Origin of the sequence: Pseudomonas sp. 20P_3.2_Bac5, from assembly GCF_025466035.1 — a bacterium.
Taxonomy (GTDB): domain Bacteria; phylum Pseudomonadota; class Gammaproteobacteria; order Pseudomonadales; family Pseudomonadaceae; genus Aquipseudomonas.
This window is the reverse complement of the sequence record NZ_JANLOA010000119.1, coordinates 1-25,395: the sequence shown is the minus strand read 5'-3', so window position 1 is coordinate 25,395 and position 25,395 is coordinate 1. Positions and strand designations below refer to the sequence as shown.

Here is a 25,395-nt window from a genome sequence, read left to right as displayed (position 1 = left end):
TGAATAGTTACTTTACCTACATCCAAAGTAATAACTTCCTTCATACATATGCGCAGTGTATGTCGGACATGAAAACGAATGATTAACCTGCCTCTGTTTTCAACTCATCCAGCAACAACCGGCAGCGCTCCTTGAGCAGGGCGCTCAAGCGTTGTACCGGCTTGCTCAACTGCGCCCGGTGAGTGCACAGCAGGTTCAGCGGCGTGGACTCGCCGCGATAGTGCCCAAGCAATACCCGCAGGCGGCCGGCCCGCACATCGGCGGCCACATCCAGCCAGGATTTGTAGGCGATCCCGACACCCGCCAGGGCCCAGCGCCGCACCACATCGGCGTCGTCGCAGAAACGGTCGCCGCTGACCAGCACGCTTTCCTCGCGGCCCTGCAACTGGAAACGCCAGTGGTCATGCACGCCGCTGCCCAACTGATAGAGCAGGCAGTTGTGATCGCTCAGTTGGGCGATGCTGCGCGGCTCGCCATGTCGCGCGAAGTAGTCCGGCGCGGCGCAGAGCACACGACGGTTTTCCAGGCACAGCGGCACCGCGACCAGGCTGGAATCCTCCGGGGTGCCGTAGCGCAGGGCGATATCCACCGGCTGGCGGAACAGGTCGGCGTTGCGGTCGCCCAGCAACAGGCGCACGTTGAGCAGCGGATGGGCGCGCTGCAGTTCGTCCAGCCAGGGCAGCAGCACGTTGCGGCCAAAGTCCGAAGGCGCCGATAACTGCAACACCCCGCTGATTTCATCCTGCTCGCGGGCCAGCAGGCGCCGTCCTTCGTCGAGGCTGGCCAGGGCCGCCCGGGCGTGCGCGAGAAAGCCCTCGCCCTCGGCGGTCAGGCGCAGGCTGCGGGTGGAGCGGGCCAGCAAACGCGCACCGAGTTGCGCCTCCAGGCGCTTGAGCGCCGCGCTGGCCACCGCCGGCGACAGGTCGAGCAAGCGCGCCGCCGCCGACAGGCTGCCGTGCTCGGCGGCACTGACGAATAATTGCAGGTCATCGAAGCGCAGCAAGGCGGCCTCCATTTTCAAAATTATTTTGAAAGTTTCTGCGGTTTTAGCGGCTTTTAACTGGAAACGAAAGGGTCAATGATGGCCAGCATCCATTCACGAGGAATCCCCTGATGAAAGCCGTTGCCTATTACCAGTCGCTGCCGATCGAAGACGCCGCCGCCCTGCAGGACATTGAACTGCCGGCCCCCGAACCCGGCCCGCGCGACTTGCTGGTGGAAGTCCGGGCAATCTCGGTCAACCCGGTGGACACCAAGGTGCGCCGCAACGCCCAACCCGAAGGTGGCGCGGCCAAGGTGCTGGGCTGGGATGTCGCCGGGGTGGTCAAGGCGGTGGGCAGTGAAGTCAGCCTGTTCCAGCCGGGCGACAAGGTCTATTACGCCGGCTCTATCGCCCGCGCCGGAGGCAACAGCGAACTGCACGTGGTCGACGAGCGCATCGTTGGCCACATGCCGAAAACCCTGAGTTTCGCCGAAGCCGCTGCCCTGCCACTCACTGCGATTACTGCCTGGGAACTGCTGTTCGAGCGCCTGCAGGTCGCCGAAGGCAAACAGGACCTGGGGCAGAGCCTGCTGATCGTTGGCGCCGCCGGCGGTGTTGGTTCGATCCTCACCCAACTGGCCAGCCAGCTCACCGGCCTGCGGGTGATCGGCAGTGCTTCACGGGAGCAAACCCAACAGTGGGTGCGCGAGCTGGGTGCCGATCATGTGGTCGACCATCGCCAGCCACTGGCCGCGGAGTTGAAGGCGCAAGGGATCGATCAGGTCACCCATGTCGCCAGCCTGACCCAGACCGATGAACACCTCGATCAACTGGTCGAAGCCCTGGCGCCGCAAGGCAAGCTGGCGCTGATCGACGATCCGAAGCAACTGGACGTGACCAAGCTCAAGCGCAAGAGCCTGTCGCTGCACTGGGAGTTCATGTACACCCGTTCGCTATTCGAAACCCCGGACATGCTGGAACAGCACAAGCTGCTCAACCGGGTGGCCGAACTGATCGACGCCGGCACCCTGAAGACCACCCTCGGCGAGCATTTCGGTCAGATCAACGCCGCCAACCTGCGCCGCGCCCACGCATTGCTGGAGAGCGGCAGCGCCAAAGGCAAGATCGTACTCGAAGGGTTCTGAGGCATCCGACGCACGGCATGACCGTCAGTCCGCGGATTGCTCCAGGTCATGCCGTCTGCGCGAACACGGCGTCTACAATGCGGCAGCCTTTGCCAACCGGAGGTATGCCGCGATGAAGATTGTGCTCAATGCGTCAGGCAAAAAACCGGGCTGCCCTTGGGAAGTCCGGCTCGATCAGCATGTGGTGAGTTTTCGCAGCGAGGCCGAAGCCCGGGCCTTTATAAATACCCTTCAAGCCCGGCTTCAGGCGCCGCATCCGCTCAGGCGCTACGCTTGAGTTGCAGGCGGCGGGTCAATACCGCCGCTGTCACCGCCCCGGCACCGCACAGGGTGATGACCAACGCCATGGGGAGCGCGGTGCCGTCGTGCAACGCGCTCACCAGCCCAGCCGCTCCCGCCGCCACACTGAACTGCAGACAACCCAGCAATGCCGAGGCACTGCCGGCGCGGGCGCCCTGCCCGTTCATCGCGCAGGCCGAGGCGTTGGGAATGATGCAACCCAGGCTGGCGATACACAGGAACAACGGCACCAACAGCGGCCACAGCGCTTGCGTGTGCAGCGCGCTGATGCCCAACACCACCAGGCCCGCCGCCAGATACACCCAGATCGTGCGCGCCAGCAGCGAGCTGGGCGCGCGCTTGGCCAACAGGCGGGCGTTGACCTGTGCCACCAGAATGAACCCCGCCGCGTTCATGCCGAACAGCCAGCCGTAGTGCTCGGCTGGCACGCCGTACAACTTGATGAAGACGAACGGTGAACCGGCGACGTAGGCAAACATCCCGGCCATGGCGATCCCGCCGGTCAGGGCGTAACCGAGAAACACGCCATCCTTGAGCAGCCGCCCGTATTGCCCCAGCGCCCCGGACAATGGTGGCCGTGGCTGATTCGCCGGCAGGCTTTCCGGCAAGCCCCAGGCCACGGTCAGCGCACAGACGGCACTGAACAGGGTCAGGGCGATGAAGATCGACTGCCAGCCATAGAGGTTGACCAGCACCCCGCCGAGCATCGGCGCGAGGATCGGCGCCAGCCCCATCACCAGCATCAATTGCGAGAACACTTTCGCCGAGCCGACCGCGTCGCACTTGTCGCTGACGATCGCCCGCGACAGCACCATCCCCGCGCAGCCGCCCAGGGCCTGGACGAAGCGCGCGACCACCAGCGTATCCAGGCTGGGCGCGAAGGCGCAGGCCAGCGATGCCAGGGTGAACAAGGTGACGCCGGCCAACAGCGGAATGCGCCGGCCAAAGCGGTCAGCTACCGGGCCATAGGCCAGTTGGCCGATGGACAGGCCGAGGAAATACGCCGCAAGGGTGGTCTGGATATGTTTTTCATCGGTGCCGAAGGCCACCGCCATCGCGGGAAAGCCGGGCAGATAGAAGTCGATCGCCAACGGCCCGAACGCACTGAGTGCGCCGAGTATGAGGATGGTTCGCAGGTTCATCGGGAATCCGTAGCAGGCTAAGCAAGTTGGCTAGTCTAACTGGCCCGCGGGGTTCTCGCTGAAGGAGTTATAAGGAAATTCTTTTCGACCCTCATCGCCGGCAAGCAGGGGCGCCGGCCGGCGATGAAGCCGGATCGGTCAGATCGCCCGCGCTTCGTAGCCTTCTTCGCGGATCAGCTCGAGAATCTGCTCCGACGGCAATTCGCTCTTCACCGACACCTGTTTCTGCGCCAGATCGACGGTGACTTGCGCCGTCGCATCTTCACGCTGTACCGCGTTGGTCACGGCCTTGACGCAGTGGCCGCAGGTCATGCCTTGCACATTGAATACTTGCATCGTCGCTACCTCCTGGTTGGATTTAGTCGCAGTCTCAAGCTTGCCACCGGGGCAAGGTCAAGTTTGTCGTGGCGCTGCCGGGCTGGAAATCCTCGCCCGCCTCGGCCAAGCTGCGTGCTTGTCGATTCATCAGCAGGAGATTCATCCATGGGCAAGGCAGCGTTGGGCCTTCTCGGTGTGCTGGGGCTGTTCAGCAGCGTTTCCCCGGCCATCGCTGAAAGTCAGGACTACAGCGTGCTGATCATTTCCCGCGAGCGCCTGGAAGTGGCCACCACATGCGAGATCGGGATTTACCTCAACGACCAGCTCTCCGGTCGCGTATTCCAGGAAGACTCCGTCTCCTTCAACCTGCCGGCCGGCCAGGTGGATATCCGTCTGCGTCTGCTGCCCGGCCAGGCACCAGGCTGCGACAACGGCATCGAAAACCAGCGTAGCCAGCGATTCACCCTGCAGAACGGCCAGATCAATAAATACCGCATCGCCTCGGGCCAGAATGGCCTCTACCTGAAGAAGGCCGACTTGAACTATTGACCTTGCCAGCATGGCAAGGTTGATGCTGGCGGCCAGTCCACGGAGGAGAGCCCCCATGCCCGAGTCAATCACCTTCGACCTGCCGATCTCCGGCATGACCTGCGCCAGTTGCGCGGGTCGGGTGGAGCGGGCGCTGCGCAAAGTCGCCGGCGCCGAGCAGGTCAACGTCAACCTCGCCACCGAGCAGGCCCGCATCCTGGCCCCGGCTGACCGCCTGCCGGCGCTAGTGGAAGCGGTCAGCCAGGCTGGCTACAGCGTGCCGCTGCAGAGCCTTGAGTTGCAGATCGGCGGCATGACCTGCGCGTCCTGCGCCGGCCGTGTCGAGCGGGCCCTGAACAAGGTGTCCGGCGTGCAATCGGTCAGCGTCAACCTGGCCAGCGAACGTGCCCATGTCGAAGTCATCGGCCAACCCGACAGCAGCCTGCTGATTGCCGCCGTCGAGCGCGCCGGCTACAGCGCCAGCCTTCCGCAAACCGGCAACACGGCCGTGGATGACAGCGAACGGCGCCTGCGCAACGAGCGCTGGGCGGTGGGCCTGGCCTTGCTGCTGGCCCTGCCGCTGGTGTTGCCGATGCTGCTGCAACCCTTCGGTATCGAGTGGATGCTCCCGGCCTGGGCGCAGTTCGCCCTCGCCACGCCCGTGCAGTTCGTGCTCGGTGCGCGTTTTTATGTCGCGGCCTGGAAAGCCGTGCGCGCCGGCGCCGGCAACATGGACCTGCTGGTCGCCCTCGGCACCAGCGCCGGCTACGGCCTGAGCCTGTACGAATGGAGCCAGGCCCACGCCGGCATGGCGCCGCACCTGTATTTCGAAGCCTCGGCGGTGGTCATCGCCCTGGTGCTGCTGGGCAAATACCTGGAAAGCCGCGCCAAGCGCCAGACCGCCAGTGCCATCCGCGCCCTTGAAGCGTTGCGTCCGGAACGCGCGCTGCAAGTGGTGGACGGCGTGGAGCGCGACGTACCGATCAGCGCGCTGCGCCTGAACGACCTGGTGCTGGTCAAACCCGGCGAGCGCTTTCCGGTGGATGGCGAAGTCATCGAAGGCCAGAGCCACGCCGATGAAGCGCTGATCAGCGGCGAGAGCCTGCCGGTGCCCAAGCAGCCGAGTGATCGTGTCACCGGCGGCGCCATCAACGGCGAAGGCCGGCTGCTGGTCCGCACCCTCGCGCTGGGCACGGAAACCGTGCTGGCGCGGATCATTCGACTGGTGGAAGACGCCCAGGCGGCCAAGGCGCCGATCCAGAAACTGGTGGACCGGGTCAGCCAGGTCTTCGTGCCGACGGTGCTGGTGCTGGCGCTGGTCACCCTGATCGGCTGGTGGTTGGCCGGCGCCTCCATGGAAGTGGCGCTGATCAATGCCGTCGCCGTGCTGGTGATCGCCTGTCCGTGCGCCCTCGGCCTGGCAACGCCCACCGCGATCATGGCCGGCACCGGCGTGGCCGCGCGCCACGGCATCCTCATCAAGGACGCCGAAGCCCTCGAACGCGCCCATGCGGTGAACCGCGTGGTCTTCGACAAGACCGGCACCCTGACCTCCGGCAGCCCGCGCATCGTCCACAGCCAGGCACTGGCGGTGTCAGCCGATGAACTGCTGCAACTGGCCGGCGCCCTGCAGCGCGGCAGCGAGCACCCGCTGGCCAAGGCGGTGCTGGATGCCTGTGCCGAACAGCAACTGAACGTACCCGAGATCCAGGACAGCCAGTCGCTGACCGGTCGCGGTATCGCCGGCAGCCTCGACGGCCGCTCGCTGGCGCTGGGCAACCGCCGCCTGCTGGATGAAAGCGGCTTGCAGCCGGGCGAGCTGGCAGCGAACGCGCAAGCCTGGGAAGCCGAGGGCCGCACCTTGTCCTGGCTGATCGAGCGTGCTCCGCAGGCGCGGGTGCTGGGCCTGTTCGCCTTCGGTGACAGCCTCAAGCCCGGCGCCGAGCAGGCCGTGAAGCAACTGGCCGCGCAAGGCATCAGCAGCCACCTGCTGACTGGCGACAACCGCGGCAGCGCCAAGGTGGTGGCCGAGGCGCTGGGCATCAAGGACGTGCACGCCGAAGTGCTGCCCGCGGACAAAGCCGCCGAAGTCGGCGCACTGAAGAAGACCGGCGTAGTGGCGATGGTCGGCGACGGCATCAACGACGCCCCAGCCCTGGCCGCCGCCGATATCGGCATTGCCATGGGCGGCGGCACCGACGTTGCCATGCAGGCTGCCGGCATCACCCTGATGCGCGGTGACCCGCGCCTGGTGCCCGCGGCGCTGGAAATCAGCCGCAAGACCTACGCGAAGATTCGCCAGAACCTGTTCTGGGCCTTCATCTACAACCTGATCGGAATTCCCTTGGCGGCCTTCGGCCTGCTCAACCCGGTACTGGCCGGCGCGGCGATGGCACTGTCGAGCGTCAGCGTGGTGAGTAACGCCCTGCTGCTCAAGACCTGGAAACCGGACACGCCGACAGAGGAGCAAAAGCCATGAATATCGGCCAGGCGGCCAAGCGCACGGGCCTGAGCGCGAAGATGATCCGCTATTACGAGTCCATCGGCCTGCTCAAGCCGGCCTCGCGCAGCGACAGCGGCTACCGTCTCTACCAGCAGGACGACCTGCACAGCCTGACGTTCATCAAGCGCTCGCGGGACCTGGGATTTTCGTTGGAGGAAGTGGCGAAGCTGCTGACCCTGTGGCAAGACCGCCAGCGCGCCAGCGCCGACGTGAAGGCGCTGGCCAGCGAACATATCGCCGACCTCAACCGGCGTATCGACGAGTTGGTGAGCCTGCGCGACACCCTCAGCGAACTGGTCGCCCACTGCCAGGGCGATGATCGCCCCGACTGCCCGATCCTCAAGGATCTGGCAGCCGGTTGCTGTCACTGACTCACTGCATCCACGGGGGCGGGGGTTCCTCGCCCTTGGTCGGGCCGCGTTCGGCATCGACCTTGGCGGCCTTGCGTCGCTCGTCGTCGATCCGCGCCGCTTCGATTTCCCGCATCACGCCGTTCACATCGGCGGTGTGCTCATCGTCTTTCCACTGTCCGCTCAGGACGCTGTCCGGTTGCAGCTCGCCCGCCTGGTACAGCGACCACATCTCGCGGGCAAAGCGGGTTTCCTTGAGCTCCGGGGCGAAGCGCCCGAAGTAGTGGGCCATGTTCGCCACATCCCGCTCCAGCATGCTGAAAGCGTGGTTGTTGGCGGCGGCGTCCACGGCCTGCGGCAGGTCGATGATCACCGGGCCTTCCGGGTCGAGTAGTACGTTGAACTCGGAAAGGTCACCGTGCACCAGGCCCGCGCACAGCATCAGCACGATCTGACGAATGACGAAGGCGTGGTACTCACGGGCCTGTTCCGGCTCCAGGTCCACATCGTTGAGTCGCGGCGCGGCCTGGCCGTCCTCGCCTGCGACCAGTTCCATCAACAGCACACCGTCGAGAAAATCGAAGGGCTTGGGCACCCGCACGCCGGCACTGGCCAGGCGGAACAACGCCGCCACTTCGGCGTTCTGCCAGGCATCTTCAGCTTCCTTGCGGCCGTATTTCGAGCCCTTAGCCATCGCCCGGGCCTGGCGGCTGTTACGCACCTTGCGCCCTTCCTGGTACTCGGCAGCCTGGCGGAAACTGCGTTTGTTCGCTTCCTTGTAGACCTTGGCGCAGCGCAGTTGCTGGCCGCAACGCACTACGTACACCGCTGCTTCCTTTCCGCTCATCAGCGGACGCAGCACTTCATCTACCAGACCGTCTTCGATCAGCGGTTCTATCCGTTTGGGAGTCTTCATCGGCTTTTGTTCTTGCTCCTGTCTCTGCCACTGATGGATGCGCTGCCGTGGCGCCGCGCGCACACGATAGCTCAGGCGCCCTGCCGGAAACGGACCCGGATCAAGGGCGAGGGGTTTCAATTTACGTCAGCTCAATTTCTGAACAGTTCCCCGGGAGTGGCACCAAACAACCCTTTGAAGGCCGCGATGAAGGCCGAGGTCGAGTCATAACCACAGCCCAGCGCCGCCTGGGTGACACTCTGGCCCTGTTCGAGGGCGTCGAGGGACGATAACAGACGCATGCGCTGGCGCCACGCACGAAAACTCAAACCGGTCTCGCGCTGGAACAGCCGCATCAGGGTTTTTTCCGAGCGCCCCAGGCGCTGAGCCCAGTGTTCAAGGGTGTGCGTCTGCTCAGGGTGGGCCAGCAATTCGTTGCATAACCGCAACAAACCGGGGTGTTGCGGTGAAGGCAGCGAGAAGCCCACCTCCGGCAAACGCTGCAACTGATCGAGCAAGACCTGTACCAGATGGGCCTCGTGGCTGTCGCCTTCGGGGTAGTCCACCGGGTACACGCAAAACTGCTTGATCAACTCCCGCGCCAGCGGCGTCACCTCCAGCACCCGGCAGTGCGATGCAGCCCAGGACGAATCTTCGCTGCGCACATACAGGCTGCGCATTTCCGCCCGCGTCGAGGTGATCACCTCATGCTCGACCCCGGCCGGAATCCACACGCCCCACTGCGGCGGGGCGAAATAGCTGCCCTCGGCGGTATGCACCCCGAGCACCCCGCTGATGGCGTAGGAAAACTGCACCCAATCGTGCCGATGACGCGGCGTCCAGGAGCCGGCGCCGAGGCTTTCGGCACGGGCATACAGCGGCCGAGGCAGCACCGTCAGGTCGGGAATCCGACGAGGGGCGGAATTTTGTCCGTTACTCGGCATCGCTTGGCCTTATGTCGCAAGACGGAAACTGACGGGCAGGTTAGCCTCAACCACGATTATTACAAGATGATTCGAAGGTACGCCGATGCAAGCAATCAAACATCTCAAGCGCGTGGTCACCGACTGGTTCCTCTGCGGCATGTTCCTGGCCACGTTTCTCGCCTGGCTGTTCCCGCACTTCGGTGCGGCGGGCGGGGCGATGCATGCCGAATACGTGATCAATATCGGCGTGTTCGTGGTGTTCTTCCTCCACGGCATCAACCTGTCCAGCGAGCAGATCCGCCACGGCCTGAAAAACACCCGCCTGCACCTGATGGTGCAGCTCTTCACCTTCGTGGTCTTCCCGCTGCTGTGGCTGCTGGGCAAGACGCTGCTCGGCAGTCAGGTTCCGGCGCTGCTGATGCTCGGTTTCCTGTACTTGTGCGCCCTGCCCTCGACCATTTCGTCCTCGGTGGCGCTGACCGGCAGCGCCGGCGGCAACGTGCCGGCGGCGATCCTCAACGCCAGCCTGTCCAGCGTGCTGGGGATCTTCATCACGCCATGGCTGGTGAGTCTGGTGGTGGGCAGTGGCAGCGACGGCATCGACCTCGGCGCCACCCTGCTCGACCTCTGTGGCCTGCTGCTGGCCCCACTGCTGCTGGGCCAGGCGCTCCGGCCCTGGCTGGGACGCTTCTTCGCCCGGCACAAACGCTATACCAATGTCATGGACAAGCTGGTCATCCTGCTGCTGGTCTACGCGGCGTTCTGCAACTCGATGATGTCGGGCATGTGGCAGCAACAAGGGCTGTCGGTGATCGTCAGCGCCCTGGTCGGCAGCGCGGTGCTGCTGGCGCTGGTCCTGTGGCTGACCACCCGCAGCGCGCGGGCGCTGAAATTCAGCCGTCCCGACGAGATCGCCGCGGTGTTCTGCGCCAGCAAGAAGTCCCTGGCCGCCGGGGCGCCGATGGCCGCGCTGATTTTCGGCGCCCACCCGGGCCTGGGACTGATCCTGCTGCCGATCATGATCTATCACCCGCTGCAGTTGATCGTCTGCTCGATCATGGCCGAGCATTACGCCAACCAGCCGGCCCGGGAAGCCGCCGCCCTGGTCAGCGCTCGATAATCGCCGTCACGCCCTGACCGCCCGCGGCGCAGATGGAAATCAGCCCGCGGCCCTGACCCGCCTGGTCGAGCAGCTTGGCCAGGTTGGCGACAATACGCCCGCCCGTAGCAGCGAACGGATGGCCGGCGGCCAACGAGCTGCCCTTCACGTTCAACCGGCTGCGATCGATGGACCCCAGCGGCTGGTCGAGGCCCAGCCGCTCGCGGCAGTAGTCGGCGTCCTCCCAGGCTTTCAAGGTGCACAGCACCTGCGCGGAGAAGGCTTCGTGGATTTCGTAGTAATCGAAGTCCTGCAGGCTCAGGCCGTGGCGCGCGAGCAGCCGCGGCACCGCGTAGACCGGCGCCATCAACAAGCCTTCGTGGCCTTTGACGAAATCCACCGCGGCGTTCTCGCCGTCCAGCAGGTAGGCCAGCACCGGCAAGCCGCGCTCTTTCGCCCAGTCCTCGCTCGCCAACAGCACCACCGAGGCGCCGTCGGTGAGCGGCGTCGAGTTGCCGGCGGTGAGGGTGCCCTTCTCGCTGCGCTCGAACACCGGCTTGAGGCTGGCGAGTTTTTCCAGGGTCAGGTCCGGGCGCAGGTTGTGGTCGCGGGACAAGCCCTGGAACGGCGTCAGCAAATCGTTGTGCCAGCCTTCGGCGAAGGACGCGGCCATGTTCTGGTGGCTGCGCAGGGCCAATTCGTCCTGCTCCTGGCGGCCGATCTGCCAGGTCTGCGCCATCAGCTCGCAATGCTCGCCCATGGACAGCCCGGTACGCGGCTCGCCATTGCGCGGCAGTTCAGGCTTCAGGTAGCTCGGGCGAAACTTGAGCAGGGCCTTGAGTTTCTCCCCCGTGCTCTTGCCGCGATTGGCTTCCAGCAATATCCGGCGCAGGCCTTCGTTGACGGCGATGGGCGCATCGGACGTGGTGTCGACGCCACCGGCGATGCCGCACTCGATCTGGCCCAGGGCAATCTTGTTGGCAACCATCAACGCCGCTTCCAGACCGGTGCCACAGGCCTGCTGGATGTCGTAGGCCGGGGTCTGCGCCGACAGGCGCGAGCCGAGCACGCATTCACGGGTCAGGTTGAAATCGCGGGAATGCTTGAGCACCGCCCCCGCGGCGACTTCGCCCAGGCGCAGGCCGTGCAGGCTGAAGCGCTCGATCAGCCCTTCCAAGGCGGCGGTCAGCATCATCTGGTTGCTGGCGCGGGCATAAGGGCCGTTGGAGCGGGCGAAAGGGATTCGGTTGCCGCCAATGATCGCGACCCGACGCAAAACTCGCATAGAAGACTTCCTTACTTCGCGAAATAGACGCCTACAGCGTAGGTGTTTTTTCCCGGAGCGAACGACCAATGGCCGATCATGGTCCACACTTTGGAGCTTATTTCAGGGAGACGTACTCATGAGCGATCGCTATATCAACTTCGCCAACTCCGATTTCGGACGCCGTGTAGTGGGTGCTGTCGGCCTGCCCGCGCCGGCCCGACTGGAACGCTGGGAAGCCGGTCGGCTACGCCCGGTGGAGGGCGCCCTGCTGCTCGGCGGCGGGCCGCTGGCGGCGAAGGTGGCGGCGTTCGCCAGTCGTCTCACCGACGAGGCCTACAGCTTCGCCGACGAAGCCCTGGGCCTGCCGGCGTGGGTCGCCGGGTTGGGCAGCAAGCTCAAGGCGGTGGTGTTCGATGCCAGTGCCATCAGCGATATTGACCAGCTCAAGCAGTTGCGCGAGTTCTTCCAGCCGCTGCTGCGCAGCCTCGCCGGCAGCGCGCATGTCGTCATTCTCGGGCGTGCGCCGGAGCACCTCGACGAGGTGCTGGCCAGGGTCGCCCAGCGCGCCCTTGAAGGTTTCAGCCGGTCGCTGGCCAAGGAGTTGCGCAACGGCGGCACCCTGCAACTGCTCTATGTGTCCCGCGACGCGGAAGACCAACTCGAAGGTGCGCTGCGCTTCTTCCTGTCGCCAAAAAGCGCCTTCGTCAGCGGCCAGGTGCTGCGCCTGGAAGCCTGCGCCAGCCAGGTGCAGGACTGGACCCGCCCGCTCGCCGGACGCACGGCGCTGGTGACCGGCGCGGCGCGCGGCATTGGTGCGTCCATCGCCGAAACCCTGGCCCGGGATGGTGCCGATGTCGTGCTGCTGGATGTACCGCAGGCCAGCGATGATCTGCACGCCCTGGCCGAGCGTCTCGGCGGCCGTGCCTTGCCGCTGGATATCTGCGCCAGCGACGCAGCGACGCAACTGCTCGAAGGCCTGCCGGAGGGCATCGATATCGTCGTGCACAACGCCGGCATCACCCGCGACAAGACCCTGGCCAACATGACCCCGGAATACTGGGACTCAGTGCTGGCGGTCAACCTCAAGGCCCCGGCCGTGCTGACCCAGGCCCTGCTCGACGGCGGTGCCCTGCACGACAACGCGCGGATCGTCCTGCTCGCCTCCATCAGCGGGATCGCCGGCAACCGCGGGCAATCCAACTACGCGGCGAGCAAGGCCGGCCTGATCGGCCTCGCGCAGGCCTGGGCGCCGCTGCTAGCCGAGCGCGGCGCCAGCATCAACGCCGTGGCGCCGGGGTTTATCGAAACCCGCATGACCGCGGCCATCCCGTTCACCTTGCGTGAAGCCGGGCGGCGCATGAGCTCCCTCGGCCAGGGCGGCCTGCCGCAGGACGTCGCCGAAGCAGTCGCCTGGTTGTCGCAGCCGGGCAGCGGCGCGGTCAACGGCCAAGTGCTGCGGGTGTGCGGCCAAGCCGTGATGGGGGCCTGACCATGACCCAGACCTGGCACGACGTTGGTCACACCGCCGGCCTTTCCGGGCTGTACCTGAAGGCCGCGAGCAAGCGCAAGATCAGCGGCGACACGCTGCCGACCACCGGCCTGCGCTGCTCGCTCAGCGTCGATGAACGCAATCTGGCCGCTTACCGCAAGCTCTGCCTGTTCAGCAACGACGGCCGCCTGCCACCGACTTATCCACATGTGATGGCGTTCGCCCTGCAATTGCAGTTGCTGACGGACAAAGCGTTTCCGTTTCCGCTGCTGGGGCTGGTGCACCTGAGCAATCGCATCTGTGTGCTGCGCCCGTTGGGCGGCGTGTCGCGGCTGCGCTTCGCGGTGTCTGTGGATAACCTTCAGCCTCACGAAAAAGGCGCCACCTTCGACCTGCGCACCGACGCCGAAGACGGCCTCGGGCTGCTCTGGTCGGAGAGCAGCCGCATGCTTTGTCGCGGCATGAAACTCGAAGGTGAGCCGCCCGTGGCGCAAGAGCCGGCGCAACTGGAAATGAGCGAGCTGACCCGCTGGTATGCCGACAGCGATATCGGCCGGCATTACGCGAAGGTCTGCGGCGACTACAACCCCATCCACCTCAGCGCCGCGACCGCGAAGCTGTTCGGTTTTCCCCAGGCCATCGCCCACGGCATGTGGAGCAAGGCCGTGGCCCTGGCGCACCTGCGCGGGCACTTGCCGCGCAGTGGCTATGAAGTGGCGGTGGATTTCCACAAGCCGGTGCGGCTGCCGAGCGAGGTCATCCTGGATGGCAGCAAAGAGGTGCCGAGCGGGCAGTTCCGCTTGAGCGGGCATGGCGGGCTGGTGCATATGAGCGGCACATGGCGACCGCTCGATTAGACACGCATCGCTTGCCAGCCACCCGCTTCCCCCTGAAGCTATACCGCCTCAGGAGACCCCACATGAATCTGCAAGAACTCACTCAACGGCTGCACCGCATCCGCGACAACAATGACTGGCGTGGTTTTCACAGCCCGAAAAACCTGGCCATGGCCGCCAGCGTTGAAATGGCCGAGCTGGTGGAAATCTTCCAGTGGCTGAGCGAGGACCAGTCGCGGCAGTTGTCCGCCGAACAACTGGAACATGCCGGCCAGGAAGTGGGCGATGTGGTGCTCTACCTGCTGTTGCTGTGCAGCGAACTGGGGCTGGACCTGGAGCAGGTGGTGCGCGCCAAGCTGGCCGATAGCGAGAGGCGCTTCGCCAAATGAACGACCGTCATTTCGATGCCCTGGCGACCCGCTTCGCCGAGAAGATCTACGGCGGCGCCAAAGGCGCGATCCGCCTCGCGGTACTCCAGGCAGACCTCGCCGAGTGCCTGCCGGATCGCCCATTGCGGGTGCTGGATATTGGCGCGGGCCTGGGCCACATGTCGTTGTGGCTGGCCGAGCGCGGGCATCACCTGACGCTGGCCGAACCCGCCGCGCCGATGCTCGACGGCGCCCGCGAGCGCTTCGCGGCCGCCGGCCAGCCGGCTACCTTCATCCAGGCGCCGTGGCAGGACCTGCTCGGCGAACTGACCGAGCCCTATGACCTGGTGATCTGCCACGCGGTGCTGGAATGGCTCGCCGAGCCGGAAACCATCCTGCCAGTGCTGCATCAGCTCACCCGCCCCGATGGCCTGTTGTCGCTGGCGTTCTACAACCGCGACGCGCTGGTCTACCGCAACCTGCTCAAAGGCCATTTCCGCAAGATGCGGCGCAACACCCTGGCCGGTGAAAAGCAGAGCCTGACGCCACAGAAACCCCTTGATCCGCGCGAACTCAGGGCGCAAGTTGAAGGTCTATGGCAGATAGACACCGAGAGCGGCGTGCGCGTGTTCCATGACTATATGCCCACGGAATTCCAGGCCCGCGCCGAACTGATCGACCTGCTCGAAATGGAACTGGCCCACCGTCGTCACCCGGCCTTCGCCGGCCTCGGTCGTTACCTGCACTGGATATGTCGACCCCGTTAGGGCCCAACGCCCTGGGAGAGCCACATGCCGTACCGTGTCGTCCTCGCCCTCACTTGTCTTGCCCTGGCCGCCTGCCAGGGCAGCAACCCTTATGTCGCCGACTCCCGGCCCTTGCCGCCCGCGCCTCCGCAGGCGGCCACGACCTTCGACCAGAGCGCCTACCCGGCACCGGCCCGCGACTACGGTCGCTACCGCAGTTGGACCTGGCGCGACGGTCAGTTGCCCGCCGGCAACGCCTCGACCGACGCCGCGCAACTGGCCGATGTGGTCAGCAATGCCCTCGACCAGCGCGGTCTGCGCCCCGCCCGTGGTGGCCGCGGCGACCTGCTGGTCAGCGCCGGCATGCGCATGGAACGGCGCCTGCGGCAGTACCGCGACGATGATTACTATCCCTATGGTGGCTATGGCGGAATGGGCTATCGCCACGGTTACTACGGCAACAGCTACGGGCTCTACGGCAGCGTGCCCGTGGTGCGAACCTACGAGATCGAGGTGATGGTGGTGCGCGTCGATTTGTTCGATGCCGGCAGCGGCCAGCCGGTCTGGAGCGCCAGTGCCGAGAGCGGCAGCCAGGGTTCCCTGGGCGATCGCGAAGAGGCCCTGCGCAAGGCCGTCGAAAAAGCCATGAGCGGCTATCCTCCCAGCTAGTCAACGTCATTGGAGTACGACCATGTTCCGCCGACTTGCTTTATTCTCGCTGCTGGCACTGCTCGCAGCCTGCCAGACCAACAACGTCAGCCAGGACTTCGATGCCAGCCGCGACTTCGCCGCGTACCGCAGTTGGACCTGGCTGGAACCGGCGCTGCAATACCGCCCGGATGATCCCCGGATCAAGAGCGACCTCACCGAACAACGCATTCGCCAGGCCGTCAGCGGGCAACTCGACCAGCGCGGCCTGCGTCCTGCGCAGCCCGGCACTCGCGGCGATCTGAACGTGCAGACCTACCTCATCGTGGAAAACCGTCATCAACAGGTCACCACCCAGTACGGTGGCGCGTGGGGCGGTTACTGGGGAGGCTACTGGGGCGGCCCGGCGTTCAACGAGACCCGCACCGTCGAGTACAAGGTGGCGACCATCCAGATCGACCTGTTCGACGGCCGCGACGGCAAGCTGGTCTGGCGCGGCAGCGCCGAGCAGACCATGAACCACTACCCGCCGACGCCGGAAGAACGCAACACCGCGATCCAGAAAACCGTCAACCAGGTGCTGGCCAACTACCCACCTCATTGACCCTTCGTCCATGGCCGGTCGCCGATAAAGGCGACTGGCCATGTTCTTGACTACACTCCTTGGACGCACGCGACGTGCACGGCCATGTGCCGGCAAAGGAGTGCTCGTGTCTTCCCGATTCGCTACACGCCAGGGCGGTGCCATCGGCCTGATGACCGCGCTGACACTGGCCCTCGCCGTGGTTTTCGGCCTGCTCGCGGTGGACGGCGGGCGGCTCTACATGGAACAGCGCAAGCTGCAACGCATCGTCGATATGGCGGCTCTGGAAGCCGCGGGCCAGAGCGCCACCTGCAATGGCATCGGACCGCAGGCCGCGACCCTGGCGAACACCAGCGCAGTACGCAACGGTTTCACCCTCGGCGGCGGCAACACCCTGGTCACCACTTGCGGCAGCGTCAGCACCGGCGCCAACAGCCTGCGCAGCTTCAGCCCGAATGCCAGCCTGGCCCAGGCCATCAAGGTCGCGGGCACCGTGAACGTGCCCACCAGCATCGCCGCCGGCATCCGAAACCTGGTGGCCGGCGAGTCCATTCCCGACACCCTGCAATTGCATGCCCAGGCCGTGGCCGCCGCGCCGCTGCCGCCGGTGGCCATGCTGCGCCTGCGTTCGACCCTGCTGACCATGGACACGCAAAAGTCGGCGCTGCTCAATGCGCTGATCGACCCACTGGGCGGGCGCGTGACCCTGGATGCCGTGGGCTGGCAGGGCATCGCCAACACGCAGATCAACCTGCTGAGTTTTCTCGACGCACTGGCGATCAAGGCCAATGTCGGCGCCGGCCATTACGACGAACTGCTGACCAAGGACCTGCACGTCACCGATATCGTCCAGGTCGCCGCAAATGTGGCGAGCCAGTCGGGCGCGCTGGCCGATGTCGTGACCAACCTCGGAAAGGTGGTGGTGGGCGCGAACAACAGCACCGTGATTCACTTGGGCGACATGCTGGATATCCAGAACGGCACGGCCAAGGCGGGCCTCGACACCATGGTCAACGTCATCGACCTGGTAAAGGCGTCGGTGCTGCTGGCGGCCCAGCAGAGCGCTGCGGTGGCGCAGGTTCCGCTGAACCTGCTGGGGTTGGTGACGGGCACGATTCAACTGAAGGTGATCGAGCCGGAGCAGCTTTCCGCCATTGGCAATCCGGCGACCGACGACATCACGGTGCACACGGCCCAGGTGCGGGCGCTGATTTCACTCAACCTGCCGGTTCTGAGCAGCATCACCGGCCTGACCAATGCGGTGCTCTCCCTCGCCTCGCCGCTGACCACGCTGATCGGCAACCTGCTGACCCTGAACCTCAAGGGCACTCTGCAATCCATCGGCTGCGCCCTGCTGGTGCCTTGCAAAGTCAGTGACATTCAACTGTTGCCGAACGTGCAGCAGATCAATGTCGGCCTGGAAGTGGCAGAAGCCACCAGCCACGTCAGCAACTACACCTGCACGCCCACCAAGACCCTCACCGCGAGTACCCAAAGCGCGGCGGCGAAAGTCGCTGTGGGCAAGTTCGACACGCCCAGCGACTTTTTCACCAAGGGCAACACGTCAATCCAGCCCATCCCGCTGATCGACTTCGGCACCAACGTGTGTACCAACCTGACCATCATTTCCTTTGGCTGCGGGACCCGCGTGCCCTTCGCGGGCGGAGGCGTCGGCATCAAGGTCGATACCACCATGATCGGCACGCCGCCAAGTGCGCCCGTGAATCTGTTGTTCAGTGGCCCCACCGAGTTGCCCAAGCTCAACCAGCCGCCGGTGTACAAGGAGATCAACGGCGCCAGCAATGCCGTTGCCAGCCTCGGCACCACCCTCACTGGCGTGCAGTTACTGACGTATCAGCCGCAGGGCAGCCACCCGCTGGGGCAGGTGGTCACCTCGGCCACCAGCCTGCTCACGGGCGTGAAGAATATTCTGGTACCCCAAATCACCACCCTGCTCAACAACCTGACCAATCCGCTGATCAATTCACTGCTGAAAGTGCTGGGCATCGATCTGGTGGTGACCGACGTCGCCGCTCACCTTGACTGCAGCAGCAACCGCGCTCAACTGGTGCTCTGAACCGGCAACTCGATAACGAAGCGCGCCCCGTCCCGGCCATTGCTGACACTCAGGGTGCCGCCCATGCTTTCGACGATCCGGTAACTCACCGACAACCCCAGTCCGGTCCCGACACCCGCCGGCTTGGTGGTGAAGAACGGTTCGAAGATGCACTCCAGCAGACGCGGCTCGATGCCGCCGCCGTTGTCTTCCACCAGCAGGCGCACCCAATGACCGTCGCGCTCGCTGCGCAGCGAGATCCACGGCTGCTCTGGCTTCTTCTCCATCAGCACATCACGGGCGTTGACCATCAGGTTGATCAACACCTGCTCCAACTGATCCATATGACCGCTGACCGGACACCCCGTCAGCGGATCACCCAGGCGCACCGCTACATTCTTGGCGGCCAGACCATCGGCCAGCAGCGACAGCGCGCCCTCCACCGCAACCCAAGGCTCGAACAACCCGCGCTCAACCTCCGAGCGGCGGCCAAAGACGCGCATGTGATCGACCACCTTCGACGCCCGCACCACCTGGGCGTCGATGCGTTTGAGTTTTTCCTGCAGGTAATCGACGTCCACCTCGCCGCCTTCCAGGCGCTTGAGGGCGTTGACCACGGCCATGCGCATCACGTTGAGCGGCTGGTTGATTTCATGGGCGAGCCCGGTGGACATCTCGCCGAGGGTGGCCATCTTGGCGCTTTGCAGCAGCAGTTGCTGGCTGCGCCGGACCTCGGTGTTGTCGCGGCCCACCGCCTGGATTTCCAACAGACGACCGTCGGCATCGAACAGGCCGCGGTCCGACCAGATCCACCACGCATGCTGGCGCCCCGGCAGTTGCAGGCAGACTTCGTCACTGCTCACCGGCGCATCAGGGCTGAGCCGGACAATGCGTTCGACAAACAGTTCGTGCTGACCCGGCGACAGCCAGTCGCCGAGGTTCATGCCCGGCAGTTGCGCCGGGGTACATTCCAGGTAATCGGCCAGCGGCCGGTTGCCGTAGAGCAGTTCGAGATCGGGGCGGTAGCGACAGATCATCGCCGGCGAATCCTCCACCAGCACGCGATAGCGCTCCTCGCTCTGGCGTACCCGCTCGGCGGCCTGGGTCGTCTCGGTGACGTCGAGCCAGATGCCCACCGCCTCCACCGGGATGCCCAGGTCATTGCGCAACAGCCGGGCCTCGTCGAGCACCCAGTGCCAGCCGCCTTCGCTGTCGCGCAGGCGGTAGCGGCTGCGCACCTGGCCTTCGCGCAACAGGGTGCGGGTGCGCGCCAGCCACAGCGGCTGGTCGTCAGGATGCACCCATTGCGCCGGTTGCAGGCGCTCACCGGGCACGGGCTGCCAACCGAGCAACGGTTGCAGGCTGGCGCTGAAGAATTCGGCGTGCAGCGCGCCGTCATCGTAGTGCTGGATATAGATCACCGCCGGCGAACTGGCGATCAGGTTGTCCAGCCGCGCGTGGGCGGCGCTGGCCTGTTGTTCCTGCTGCTTGATGTCGCTGATGTCGAGCATGAATCCGTGCAGCCGGCGCGCCTCGCCCTGGCCACGCAGCTCGCCGCACAAACGGTACCAGCGCGGCGTGTCGCCAAGCAGGCGCAGGCACAATTGCAGGCTGTCGCCCTGGCGTTGCAGGCTGGTGAATGCCAGCAGCGCCGCCTCGCGATCGGCCGGGTGCACCTGGGTCAGCCAGTCGGCCAGGGTGACCCGCGCCGGCACGCCGAAGCTGATCGCCAGCCCCGGCGCCAGATGCAGATAAGGATCATGCGGCGACCACTCCCACCAACCGGCGCCGAGCAGGCCCTGCACATTGTCCAGGCGCTGCTGACTGGCCTGCAGCCGATCACCCGCAAGACGTGCCAACAGCGGCTCGGCCAAGGCGTCGGCGAGCAGCAAGGCGTCGTCGTCCAGACGTGGCTGGCCGCGGTCCTCGCACAGCAACCAGGCCTGCACTTCGTGCTGCTGGGTGTGGGGCATCAGGTAGAACGGCAATTCCAGCACCTGCAAAGTGGGCTGGGCAGCACTGTGGATCAGGTGCTCGGCCGGCAGGTCGCTGAGCAGCAGGCCCAGCCGTTGCTCGCTCCAGGGCAGGTTGTCGCCGTAGTGCACGTAGTTTTTCCAGCCGCCGGCGCCCCGTACCCACAACATCGCCCAACCCGCCTGCCAGTGCCAGGCGAGACGGCGCAACTGCTCGCCGGCCTGTTCCGCCAGGTGCTCAAGGCTGCAATCGCGTAGCGCCGCCGCGACTTCACTGGCGAGCATTTGTCGCTGCTGCGCAGCCAGGCCCTGGCGTTGTTGCTGCACCAGGTCGCCGATGTCGAACAGTTGCAGCAACCAGCCCTCGGGCTGAGCCAGCATCCAGCCACGGGTATGCAAGGTGTGACCTGCGGCGGCGCGGAAGTCCAGGTCAAGCGGGTGCGCCTGCCAGTCCGGCGGCTCGCCTTCCAGGGCCAGCAGGCTATGAGGCTGCACATAGTCCTGCAATCGCGCCGGCATCTGCGCCGGCAAGGCCAGCACGGTGCGCAACGGGCCGCTGAGGCGCAGCACTCGCGCCTGATTATCCAGCCACAGTTGCAGGCCGACCGCGGGCGGTGCCGAGGTCTCGGGCCAGGTCGGAAGTTCGCCGGCGCGGGTCCGCCAGCGGTCGAATAACCCCGAGCCGCCGCTCAAAGTTGCAGGCTCGCTTGAGCACCCAGTCGCGCCGGCAGTCGCGGCACTTCGCCGATGACCGGCAACACCAGCACCGGCATCGCCGAAGTGATCTTGGCTTTGTCGTAGTGGACGCTCACCGTCAGCAGCTTGCCCGACGTCAGCGTCACGGTGGCGTCACTGGCGTACTGGAAACGCAATGCACCAGGTAGCCAGGCCAGTTGTTGCTCCAGCACCTGTTTGGCCAGGTTGGTGACGTCGGTGCCATAGGTCGCACTGGTCGGGTCCAGCGCCACGCAGCGGCGCACCGCTTCGCTGCTGGCCTGGTTGAACGACTGCACCATGAGCATGGGCAGGCTGTAACTGAGCAGCCCGTAGAACACCGTAAAGAACATTACGAAGACCAGGGCGAACTCAATCGCCACCGCACCTTTTTCCCGTCCACCTAAGCTCGCTTTCATGATCGCGTCTACCCTGACAGTGACACCTCTTTGACAAGCATAGAATCAAACAGACCAGGGGATGGCCTTTCGCCAATGCAAAGTCTAGTCGTGCTGTTGTGGCTTGCCCTTTGTGCCGAACAGGATGTGCGCGAACGACAGATCGCCAACGTCCTCACCCTCGGTGCAGCCGCCCTCGCCCTCGCCTATCTGTTCGTCACCGGCCACACCTGGATCGGTGCCGAGCCCACGGATGCGGCGGTCGCGCTGGTACTGGTGATGTTGTTAACCCTTCCGGGTTATATCCTCGGCCGCTTGGGGGCTGGCGACGTGAAGATGTTGGGCGCCCTGGCCCTGGCAACTGACCAGTGGTATCTGCTGGGCACTTTCATCGGCGCCGGAGTCGCGGTGCTGGTCTGGCTGATCAGCCGACGCTGGCTGTGGTCGCTGCTTAATCAGAAGGTTAAGAAGCGCCTGCAGGCGATCCACGAGGAAGTGTCAAAAAAGCAGCCCTTCGCCCCATTCCTCATGGCGGGCTTCCTGCTGGCCGCTTTATGGATCCATTAGTCGCCTGGTGCCTGTCGCACGGGTGTTACGCCTTGTAAATAGTCGAAAGGAGCGACTACTTTTGAGTTAGTGCCCCACCGTGACCCGGGACCGCCTTGGCAGCTTTCAGGGAGGGCACCTCAGCATGGAGTTGCGAGTTAAATGCCAACCAGCCAAGTGAAAGTTCTGGTCGTCGATGACCAGCCACTGATCGTCGAAGAGCTTTGTGAATTCCTCGAAAGCAGCGGTTATCTCTGCGTCCCCTGCCATTCCAGCGTCACTGCCATCGATCGCTTCAACGCCGACCCGGCCATCGGCCTGGTCCTCTGCGACCTGAACATGCCCGAGTACGACGGTATCGAGCTGGTCAAGGCGCTGAAGAAAAGTGCCGGGCAGGAGCGCGCCTTCGAAGCCATCATGTTGACCGGCCGCGCCGAAAAGCAGGATGTCATCAAGGCCCTGCGCGAAGGCTTCGCGGACTATTACCAGAAGCCGGTCGACCTCGAAGAGTTGCTCAAGGGCCTGCAGCATCAGGAAACGGAATTGCTGAAACGGCAGAAGAACTTCCATCAACTTGGCCACCTGAACCAGAAGCTCAAGTACCTCGCCGACTCCATCGACGATCTCTACCAGGACCTGGACAAAGCTCGCGGCCAGGCGCCCGGCAAAGGCGACGGCAGCGAAGACAGCGAGCACGACAGCGTCACCATCCCGACCATCTTCTCCCCGCTGTCGCCCCGCCAGCTTGATGTGGCGCGGCTGGTCGGCAAGGGCAAGACCAATTACCAGATCGCCTGTGAACTGGGCATCACCGAGAACACGGTGAAGCTCTATGTCTCGCAGGTGCTGCGCCTGACCCACATGCACAACCGCACGCAACTGGCCCTGGCGCTATCGCCTGGATCCTCGACGCCGTGGCAGCGGGTGACGGAGCATTGAGCGCCCTTGAGATCGAACGCCGCTTAGGCGGTGCTCGATCTTAAGAACGCTGGAAAGCTTCCGCCCGACTCACTGACTCCCCGACGACGTCACCTTCTCCCACTTGAAGACATCAGGAATCTTGTAGTCGTACACCTTCTGCCAGCGCTCCATGGTCTTGTCGTATTCCTTGGGTGTGGTGGCCTGCGGGTTGCTGGAGGCGTGCAGCCCTTTGGGTTGCAGTTGCAGCCAGGTTTCGGTGGTTTCCTGGGCCTTGGACGAGGGCCCTTCGGGAACCGCCGTGGCGGCGCACGAGAAACCGGCCAGCATGATCAACAACGGGATTCGCACGTTCATCAGGAACTCCTGGGCGGCTGTGCGCCGCCGGGTTTGAGTTGCTCGGCACGGGCCTGGGCTTCGCTGAACTGGGCCGAACTCAGACCCAGGCGGCTGACCAGGTCGGCAGCCTGTTGCCACTTGTCCTGGTACAGCAGCAGGGTCACCAGGTTGACCGCCGCCAGCCGGTCAGTGTCTTTCAACTCGATGGCGGTAAGAAACTCGAAACGGGCTTTTTCCATTTCGCCGAGGTTGAGGTAAATCACGCCGAGGTCGTTGCGGATTTTCTCGTCGGTGGGCGCCAGGCGCACCGCGCGCAGCAGGTGCTGCCGGGCCTGGACGTTATCGCCACGTGCCGAGGCCAGTTGCCCCAGACCATGTTCCGCCTCGGCGGCCATGCAACTACCCAGCAGGCTGCGGTACAGCGGCTCGGCCTCGCTGCTGCCCAGCAGGCGCAGCACTTTGGCCTTGCGCACGCGCACCTGGGCAAGGTTGTCGGGCATTTCCTCAAGGTGCGCGAGGCTGGCATGAGGACGGCCGTCGGCGAGCATTTCATCAGCCATGTTCAAGGTCAGTTCCTGGGAAGAATCCGGCTTGGCGCAACTGGCCGAACCGCCCAGTTGCGCCAACCAGGGCGCACCGCCCTGGTTGGCGCAGCCGCTCAACAGCACCACGCCCAGTATCAATACGCCGACTCTCATGCACAGCTCCCCATTCAGTGACTGAAGGCCCGGGCCAGCGCGGTCAGACCCGGCCCGGCCAGCACGATCAACAAGGCGGGAAAGAGAAAGACCATCATGACGACGGACATCTTCCCGGACATTTTTGAAATACGTTCCTGCAGCCGCGTCAGGCGCCGGTCATCGAGCAGTTGCTTGAGCGCCAGCAGCGACTTCATCGCACCACCGCCCTGGGTCAGCAACTGTTGCAGGATCACGCAGGTGTCGTTGAACTCGTCCACCGACAGCAGCTTCGCGGTCTTTTCCAGCTCCGGCGCCAACGCCAGTCCCGAGTCCACCCGAACCAGAATCAGTTGCAGTTCCTGGCTGAGCACGGGAAGCAATTGTCGACCTTCAGTGCCGAGGATGCGCAGGCTCTGTTCCACCGCGAGTCCGGAGTCGAAGAGGATGCGCAGCAGCGGAATGAAACTGGAAACCTCATCGGCAATCTGCTGCTGCCGTCGTGCCGCGACGTAGGCGAGGATGCGTTTGGGCAGCAGGTAACCGATACCGAGGGCGAACACCGGAAGCATCCAGGGTGTCTTGCTGTCGGGGTAGACGAAATGCTGGACCAGTACGGCGACGACCAGAGCGCACAGCGGCACGCCGATCTGCAGTGCGGCGAAGAGCGAACGCTGGCGTGTGCGCCGCCAACCAATGCGGTCGAGCAACAAACGGGTCTCGCCATCCAGGCTCAGCGAGCGCTGGGCCAGCGAGCTGTTGCCCAGGCGCTCCAGCCAGCTATCCTGCGCCGCCTCGGCGCTTTGCCGGCCTTGCAAACGCAGGGCGACCAACTGCTCGCGACGGTGTTGCCGCGCCAGGTGAAACACCAACAGCATGAAGGTGAGCAAGAACAGTCCGGCACTGATCAGCAACGCCATTTCAGATACTCCGCAACATGCGCCAAAGCGTCACGCAACCCAGCAACTGCAAGATGAACGCGGTCAGCAGCATCATCTGGCCGCTGTGGTTGTGCCACATCGACAACAGGTAACCCGGGTTGGCGAGCATGAAGTAGCCGACCATGCTGATTGGCAGCAACGCCAGCACCACAGCGGTCATCCGTGTTTCGCCGGTCATGGCGCGTAACTGGCGGCCCCCCTGCTCACGCTCGCGAATCAGCTTGACCAGGTTTTCCAGCAGCTCGCTGGCATTGCCGCCATAACGGTGGTTGATCCGCAAGCCAAGGGCGAGCATGTGGAACTCGTCCTGGTCATACAGCTCGGCCAGATCCAGCAGGGCCTCATCCAGACTGACCCCCATCTGCACGTTGCGCTGAACCCGTTGCATGGCGCTTTTCAGTGGGTCGGCGGAGACTTCAATGGCGCCCAGCATGGCGTCACTGAGGGTGCGCCCAGCCTTGAGGCTGCGCACGGCGTGATCGAGCAGTGTCGGCAGTTGCTCGATCATCCGCCGCAGCCGACGCTGGAAGCGCCAGCTCATGTACAGGCGCCACAGCAGCGGGCCCAGCACCAACATCGTCAGTGCTCCCGGCCAGCCCGAGAAACTGCCGGCCAGGGCAATCAGCAGCAGCCACGCCGCCCCCCAGAGCAGCAGGCGGTCGGGGGGGGGGGGGGGGGGGGGGGGGGCCCCCCCCCCAAAAACCCCCC

At 64.8% G+C, this 25,395-nt stretch carries 27 protein-coding genes; 15 read left to right on the top strand and 12 right to left on the bottom strand.

Annotation, left to right across the window (positions count from 1 at the left end):
• Window positions 1-82: 82 nt before the first annotated feature.
• A complete protein-coding gene (locus tag NTD88_RS21875; protein WP_262153556.1) occupies window positions 83-1,003 on the bottom strand; it encodes a LysR family transcriptional regulator in 921 nt (306 codons plus the stop codon).
• A 110-nt stretch (window positions 1,004-1,113) separates the two neighbouring features.
• Here NTD88_RS21875 and NTD88_RS21870 point away from each other — a divergent pair, with 110 nt between their 5' ends.
• Window positions 1,114-2,127: a zinc-binding alcohol dehydrogenase family protein gene (locus NTD88_RS21870; protein WP_095156083.1), complete on the top strand. Its 1,014-nt coding sequence runs from the start codon at window positions 1,114-1,116 to the stop codon at window positions 2,125-2,127.
• A gap of 112 nt (window positions 2,128-2,239) precedes the next feature.
• On the top strand, window positions 2,240-2,404 hold the full coding sequence (locus NTD88_RS21865) for a hypothetical protein (RefSeq protein WP_177431580.1): 165 nt from the start codon (window positions 2,240-2,242) through the stop codon (window positions 2,402-2,404).
• On the opposite strand, the gene NTD88_RS21860 is transcribed toward NTD88_RS21865, so the two are convergent.
• Window positions 2,388-3,569, bottom strand: a complete 1,182-nt coding sequence (locus NTD88_RS21860; RefSeq protein ID WP_095156082.1) for a multidrug effflux MFS transporter — start codon at window positions 3,567-3,569, stop codon at window positions 2,388-2,390. The genes NTD88_RS21865 and NTD88_RS21860 overlap by 17 nt on opposite strands.
• A 138-nt stretch (window positions 3,570-3,707) precedes the next feature.
• The gene (locus NTD88_RS21855; RefSeq protein ID WP_095156081.1) at window positions 3,708-3,905 is read right to left on the bottom strand and encodes a heavy-metal-associated domain-containing protein; all 198 of its coding nucleotides are present in this window, start codon (window positions 3,903-3,905) and stop codon (window positions 3,708-3,710) included.
• Window positions 3,906-4,052: 147 nt separating this feature from the next.
• On the opposite strand from NTD88_RS21855, the gene NTD88_RS21850 reads away from it, so the two are divergent.
• Genes NTD88_RS21850 through cueR form a run of 3 tightly spaced genes read left to right on the top strand, consistent with a single transcriptional unit; the run spans window position 4,053 to window position 7,289 of the window.
• On the top strand, window positions 4,053-4,436 hold the full coding sequence (locus NTD88_RS21850; protein WP_095156080.1) for a hypothetical protein: 384 nt from the start codon (window positions 4,053-4,055) through the stop codon (window positions 4,434-4,436).
• A gap of 55 nt (window positions 4,437-4,491) precedes the next feature.
• Entirely contained in the window at window positions 4,492-6,894 is a 2,403-nt protein-coding gene (locus NTD88_RS21845; protein ID WP_262153557.1) for a heavy metal translocating P-type ATPase, read from the top strand.
• A complete protein-coding gene (gene cueR, locus NTD88_RS21840; RefSeq protein WP_262130241.1) occupies window positions 6,891-7,289 on the top strand; it encodes a Cu(I)-responsive transcriptional regulator in 399 nt (132 codons plus the stop codon). The genes NTD88_RS21845 and cueR overlap by 4 nt, the downstream gene beginning before the upstream one ends.
• A gap of 1 nt (window position 7,290) precedes the next feature.
• Here the strand turns inward: cueR and NTD88_RS21835 are convergent, their stop codons facing one another.
• Together NTD88_RS21835 and NTD88_RS21830 are read right to left on the bottom strand one after the other, a co-directional pair.
• Window positions 7,291-8,184: a PA4780 family RIO1-like protein kinase gene (locus NTD88_RS21835; protein ID WP_262130239.1), complete on the bottom strand. Its 894-nt coding sequence runs from the start codon at window positions 8,182-8,184 to the stop codon at window positions 7,291-7,293.
• A gap of 131 nt (window positions 8,185-8,315) precedes the next feature.
• A complete protein-coding gene (locus NTD88_RS21830) occupies window positions 8,316-9,107 on the bottom strand; it encodes an AraC family transcriptional regulator (RefSeq protein ID WP_262130238.1) in 792 nt (263 codons plus the stop codon).
• 85 nt (window positions 9,108-9,192) lie between these two features.
• Between NTD88_RS21830 and NTD88_RS21825 the strand changes: the two genes are divergently transcribed.
• On the top strand, window positions 9,193-10,209 hold the full coding sequence (locus tag NTD88_RS21825) for a bile acid:sodium symporter family protein (RefSeq protein ID WP_262153558.1): 1,017 nt from the start codon (window positions 9,193-9,195) through the stop codon (window positions 10,207-10,209).
• Here the strand turns inward: NTD88_RS21825 and NTD88_RS21820 are convergent.
• On the bottom strand, window positions 10,196-11,473 hold the full coding sequence (locus NTD88_RS21820; RefSeq protein ID WP_262153559.1) for an acetyl-CoA C-acetyltransferase: 1,278 nt from the start codon (window positions 11,471-11,473) through the stop codon (window positions 10,196-10,198). The two genes, NTD88_RS21825 and NTD88_RS21820, sit on opposite strands and share 14 nt — an antisense overlap.
• A gap of 118 nt (window positions 11,474-11,591) precedes the next feature.
• On the opposite strand from NTD88_RS21820, the gene NTD88_RS21815 reads away from it, so the two are divergent.
• The 7 genes from NTD88_RS21815 (at window position 11,592) to NTD88_RS21785 (ending at window position 18,202) form a co-directional block, all read left to right on the top strand.
• Window positions 11,592-12,944, top strand: coding sequence for a 3-oxoacyl-ACP reductase (locus tag NTD88_RS21815; protein ID WP_262153560.1), 1,353 nt, complete (start codon window positions 11,592-11,594; stop codon window positions 12,942-12,944).
• 2 nt (window positions 12,945-12,946) lie between these two features.
• Window positions 12,947-13,801: a MaoC family dehydratase gene (locus NTD88_RS21810; protein ID WP_262153561.1), complete on the top strand. Its 855-nt coding sequence runs from the start codon at window positions 12,947-12,949 to the stop codon at window positions 13,799-13,801.
• Between the two features lie 62 nt (window positions 13,802-13,863).
• Entirely contained in the window at window positions 13,864-14,169 is a 306-nt protein-coding gene (locus NTD88_RS21805) for a MazG-like family protein (RefSeq protein ID WP_095156071.1), read from the top strand.
• Entirely contained in the window at window positions 14,166-14,915 is a 750-nt protein-coding gene (locus NTD88_RS21800; protein ID WP_095156070.1) for a methyltransferase, read from the top strand. The genes NTD88_RS21805 and NTD88_RS21800 overlap by 4 nt, the downstream gene beginning before the upstream one ends.
• Window positions 14,916-14,939: 24 nt before the next feature.
• On the top strand, window positions 14,940-15,563 hold the full coding sequence (locus NTD88_RS21795) for a DUF4136 domain-containing protein (protein WP_262153562.1): 624 nt from the start codon (window positions 14,940-14,942) through the stop codon (window positions 15,561-15,563).
• 22 nt (window positions 15,564-15,585) lie between these two features.
• A complete protein-coding gene (locus NTD88_RS21790) occupies window positions 15,586-16,146 on the top strand; it encodes a DUF4136 domain-containing protein (protein ID WP_095156068.1) in 561 nt (186 codons plus the stop codon).
• Window positions 16,147-16,252: 106 nt separating this feature from the next.
• Window positions 16,253-18,202 (top strand): pilus assembly protein TadG-related protein, encoded by a 1,950-nt coding sequence (locus NTD88_RS21785; protein WP_262153563.1) that lies wholly within the window; start codon window positions 16,253-16,255, stop codon window positions 18,200-18,202.
• Here NTD88_RS21785 and NTD88_RS21780 read toward each other — a convergent pair.
• Together NTD88_RS21780 and NTD88_RS21775 are read right to left on the bottom strand one after the other, a co-directional pair.
• The gene (locus tag NTD88_RS21780) at window positions 18,187-20,847 is read right to left on the bottom strand and encodes a PAS domain-containing sensor histidine kinase (protein ID WP_262153564.1); all 2,661 of its coding nucleotides are present in this window, start codon (window positions 20,845-20,847) and stop codon (window positions 18,187-18,189) included. The genes NTD88_RS21785 and NTD88_RS21780 overlap by 16 nt on opposite strands.
• Entirely contained in the window at window positions 20,844-21,287 is a 444-nt protein-coding gene (locus NTD88_RS21775) for a TadE/TadG family type IV pilus assembly protein (protein WP_095156065.1), read from the bottom strand. Before NTD88_RS21775 ends, NTD88_RS21780 begins: the two co-directional genes overlap by 4 nt.
• 75 nt (window positions 21,288-21,362) lie before the next feature.
• On the opposite strand from NTD88_RS21775, the gene NTD88_RS21770 reads away from it, so the two are divergent.
• A complete protein-coding gene (locus tag NTD88_RS21770; protein WP_095156064.1) occupies window positions 21,363-21,833 on the top strand; it encodes a prepilin peptidase in 471 nt (156 codons plus the stop codon).
• Window positions 21,834-21,974: 141 nt separating this feature from the next.
• Window positions 21,975-22,751, top strand: a complete 777-nt coding sequence (locus NTD88_RS21765; RefSeq protein ID WP_175653335.1) for a response regulator transcription factor — start codon at window positions 21,975-21,977, stop codon at window positions 22,749-22,751.
• Between the two features lie 69 nt (window positions 22,752-22,820).
• On the opposite strand, the gene NTD88_RS21760 is transcribed toward NTD88_RS21765, so the two are convergent.
• The 4 genes from NTD88_RS21760 to NTD88_RS21745 form a co-directional block, all read right to left on the bottom strand.
• Entirely contained in the window at window positions 22,821-23,087 is a 267-nt protein-coding gene (locus NTD88_RS21760) for a DUF3613 domain-containing protein (RefSeq protein WP_262153565.1), read from the bottom strand.
• The gene (locus NTD88_RS21755) at window positions 23,087-23,767 is read right to left on the bottom strand and encodes a tetratricopeptide repeat protein (protein WP_095156061.1); all 681 of its coding nucleotides are present in this window, start codon (window positions 23,765-23,767) and stop codon (window positions 23,087-23,089) included. Before NTD88_RS21755 ends, NTD88_RS21760 begins: the two co-directional genes overlap by 1 nt.
• A 14-nt stretch (window positions 23,768-23,781) precedes the next feature.
• Complete coding sequence (locus tag NTD88_RS21750; protein ID WP_095156060.1) at window positions 23,782-24,666, bottom strand: type II secretion system F family protein; 885 nt, start codon at window positions 24,664-24,666, stop codon at window positions 23,782-23,784.
• Between the two features lies 1 nt (window position 24,667).
• On the bottom strand, window positions 24,668-25,395 hold a 728-nt coding region (locus tag NTD88_RS21745), incomplete at its 5' end, for a type II secretion system F family protein (protein WP_262191760.1).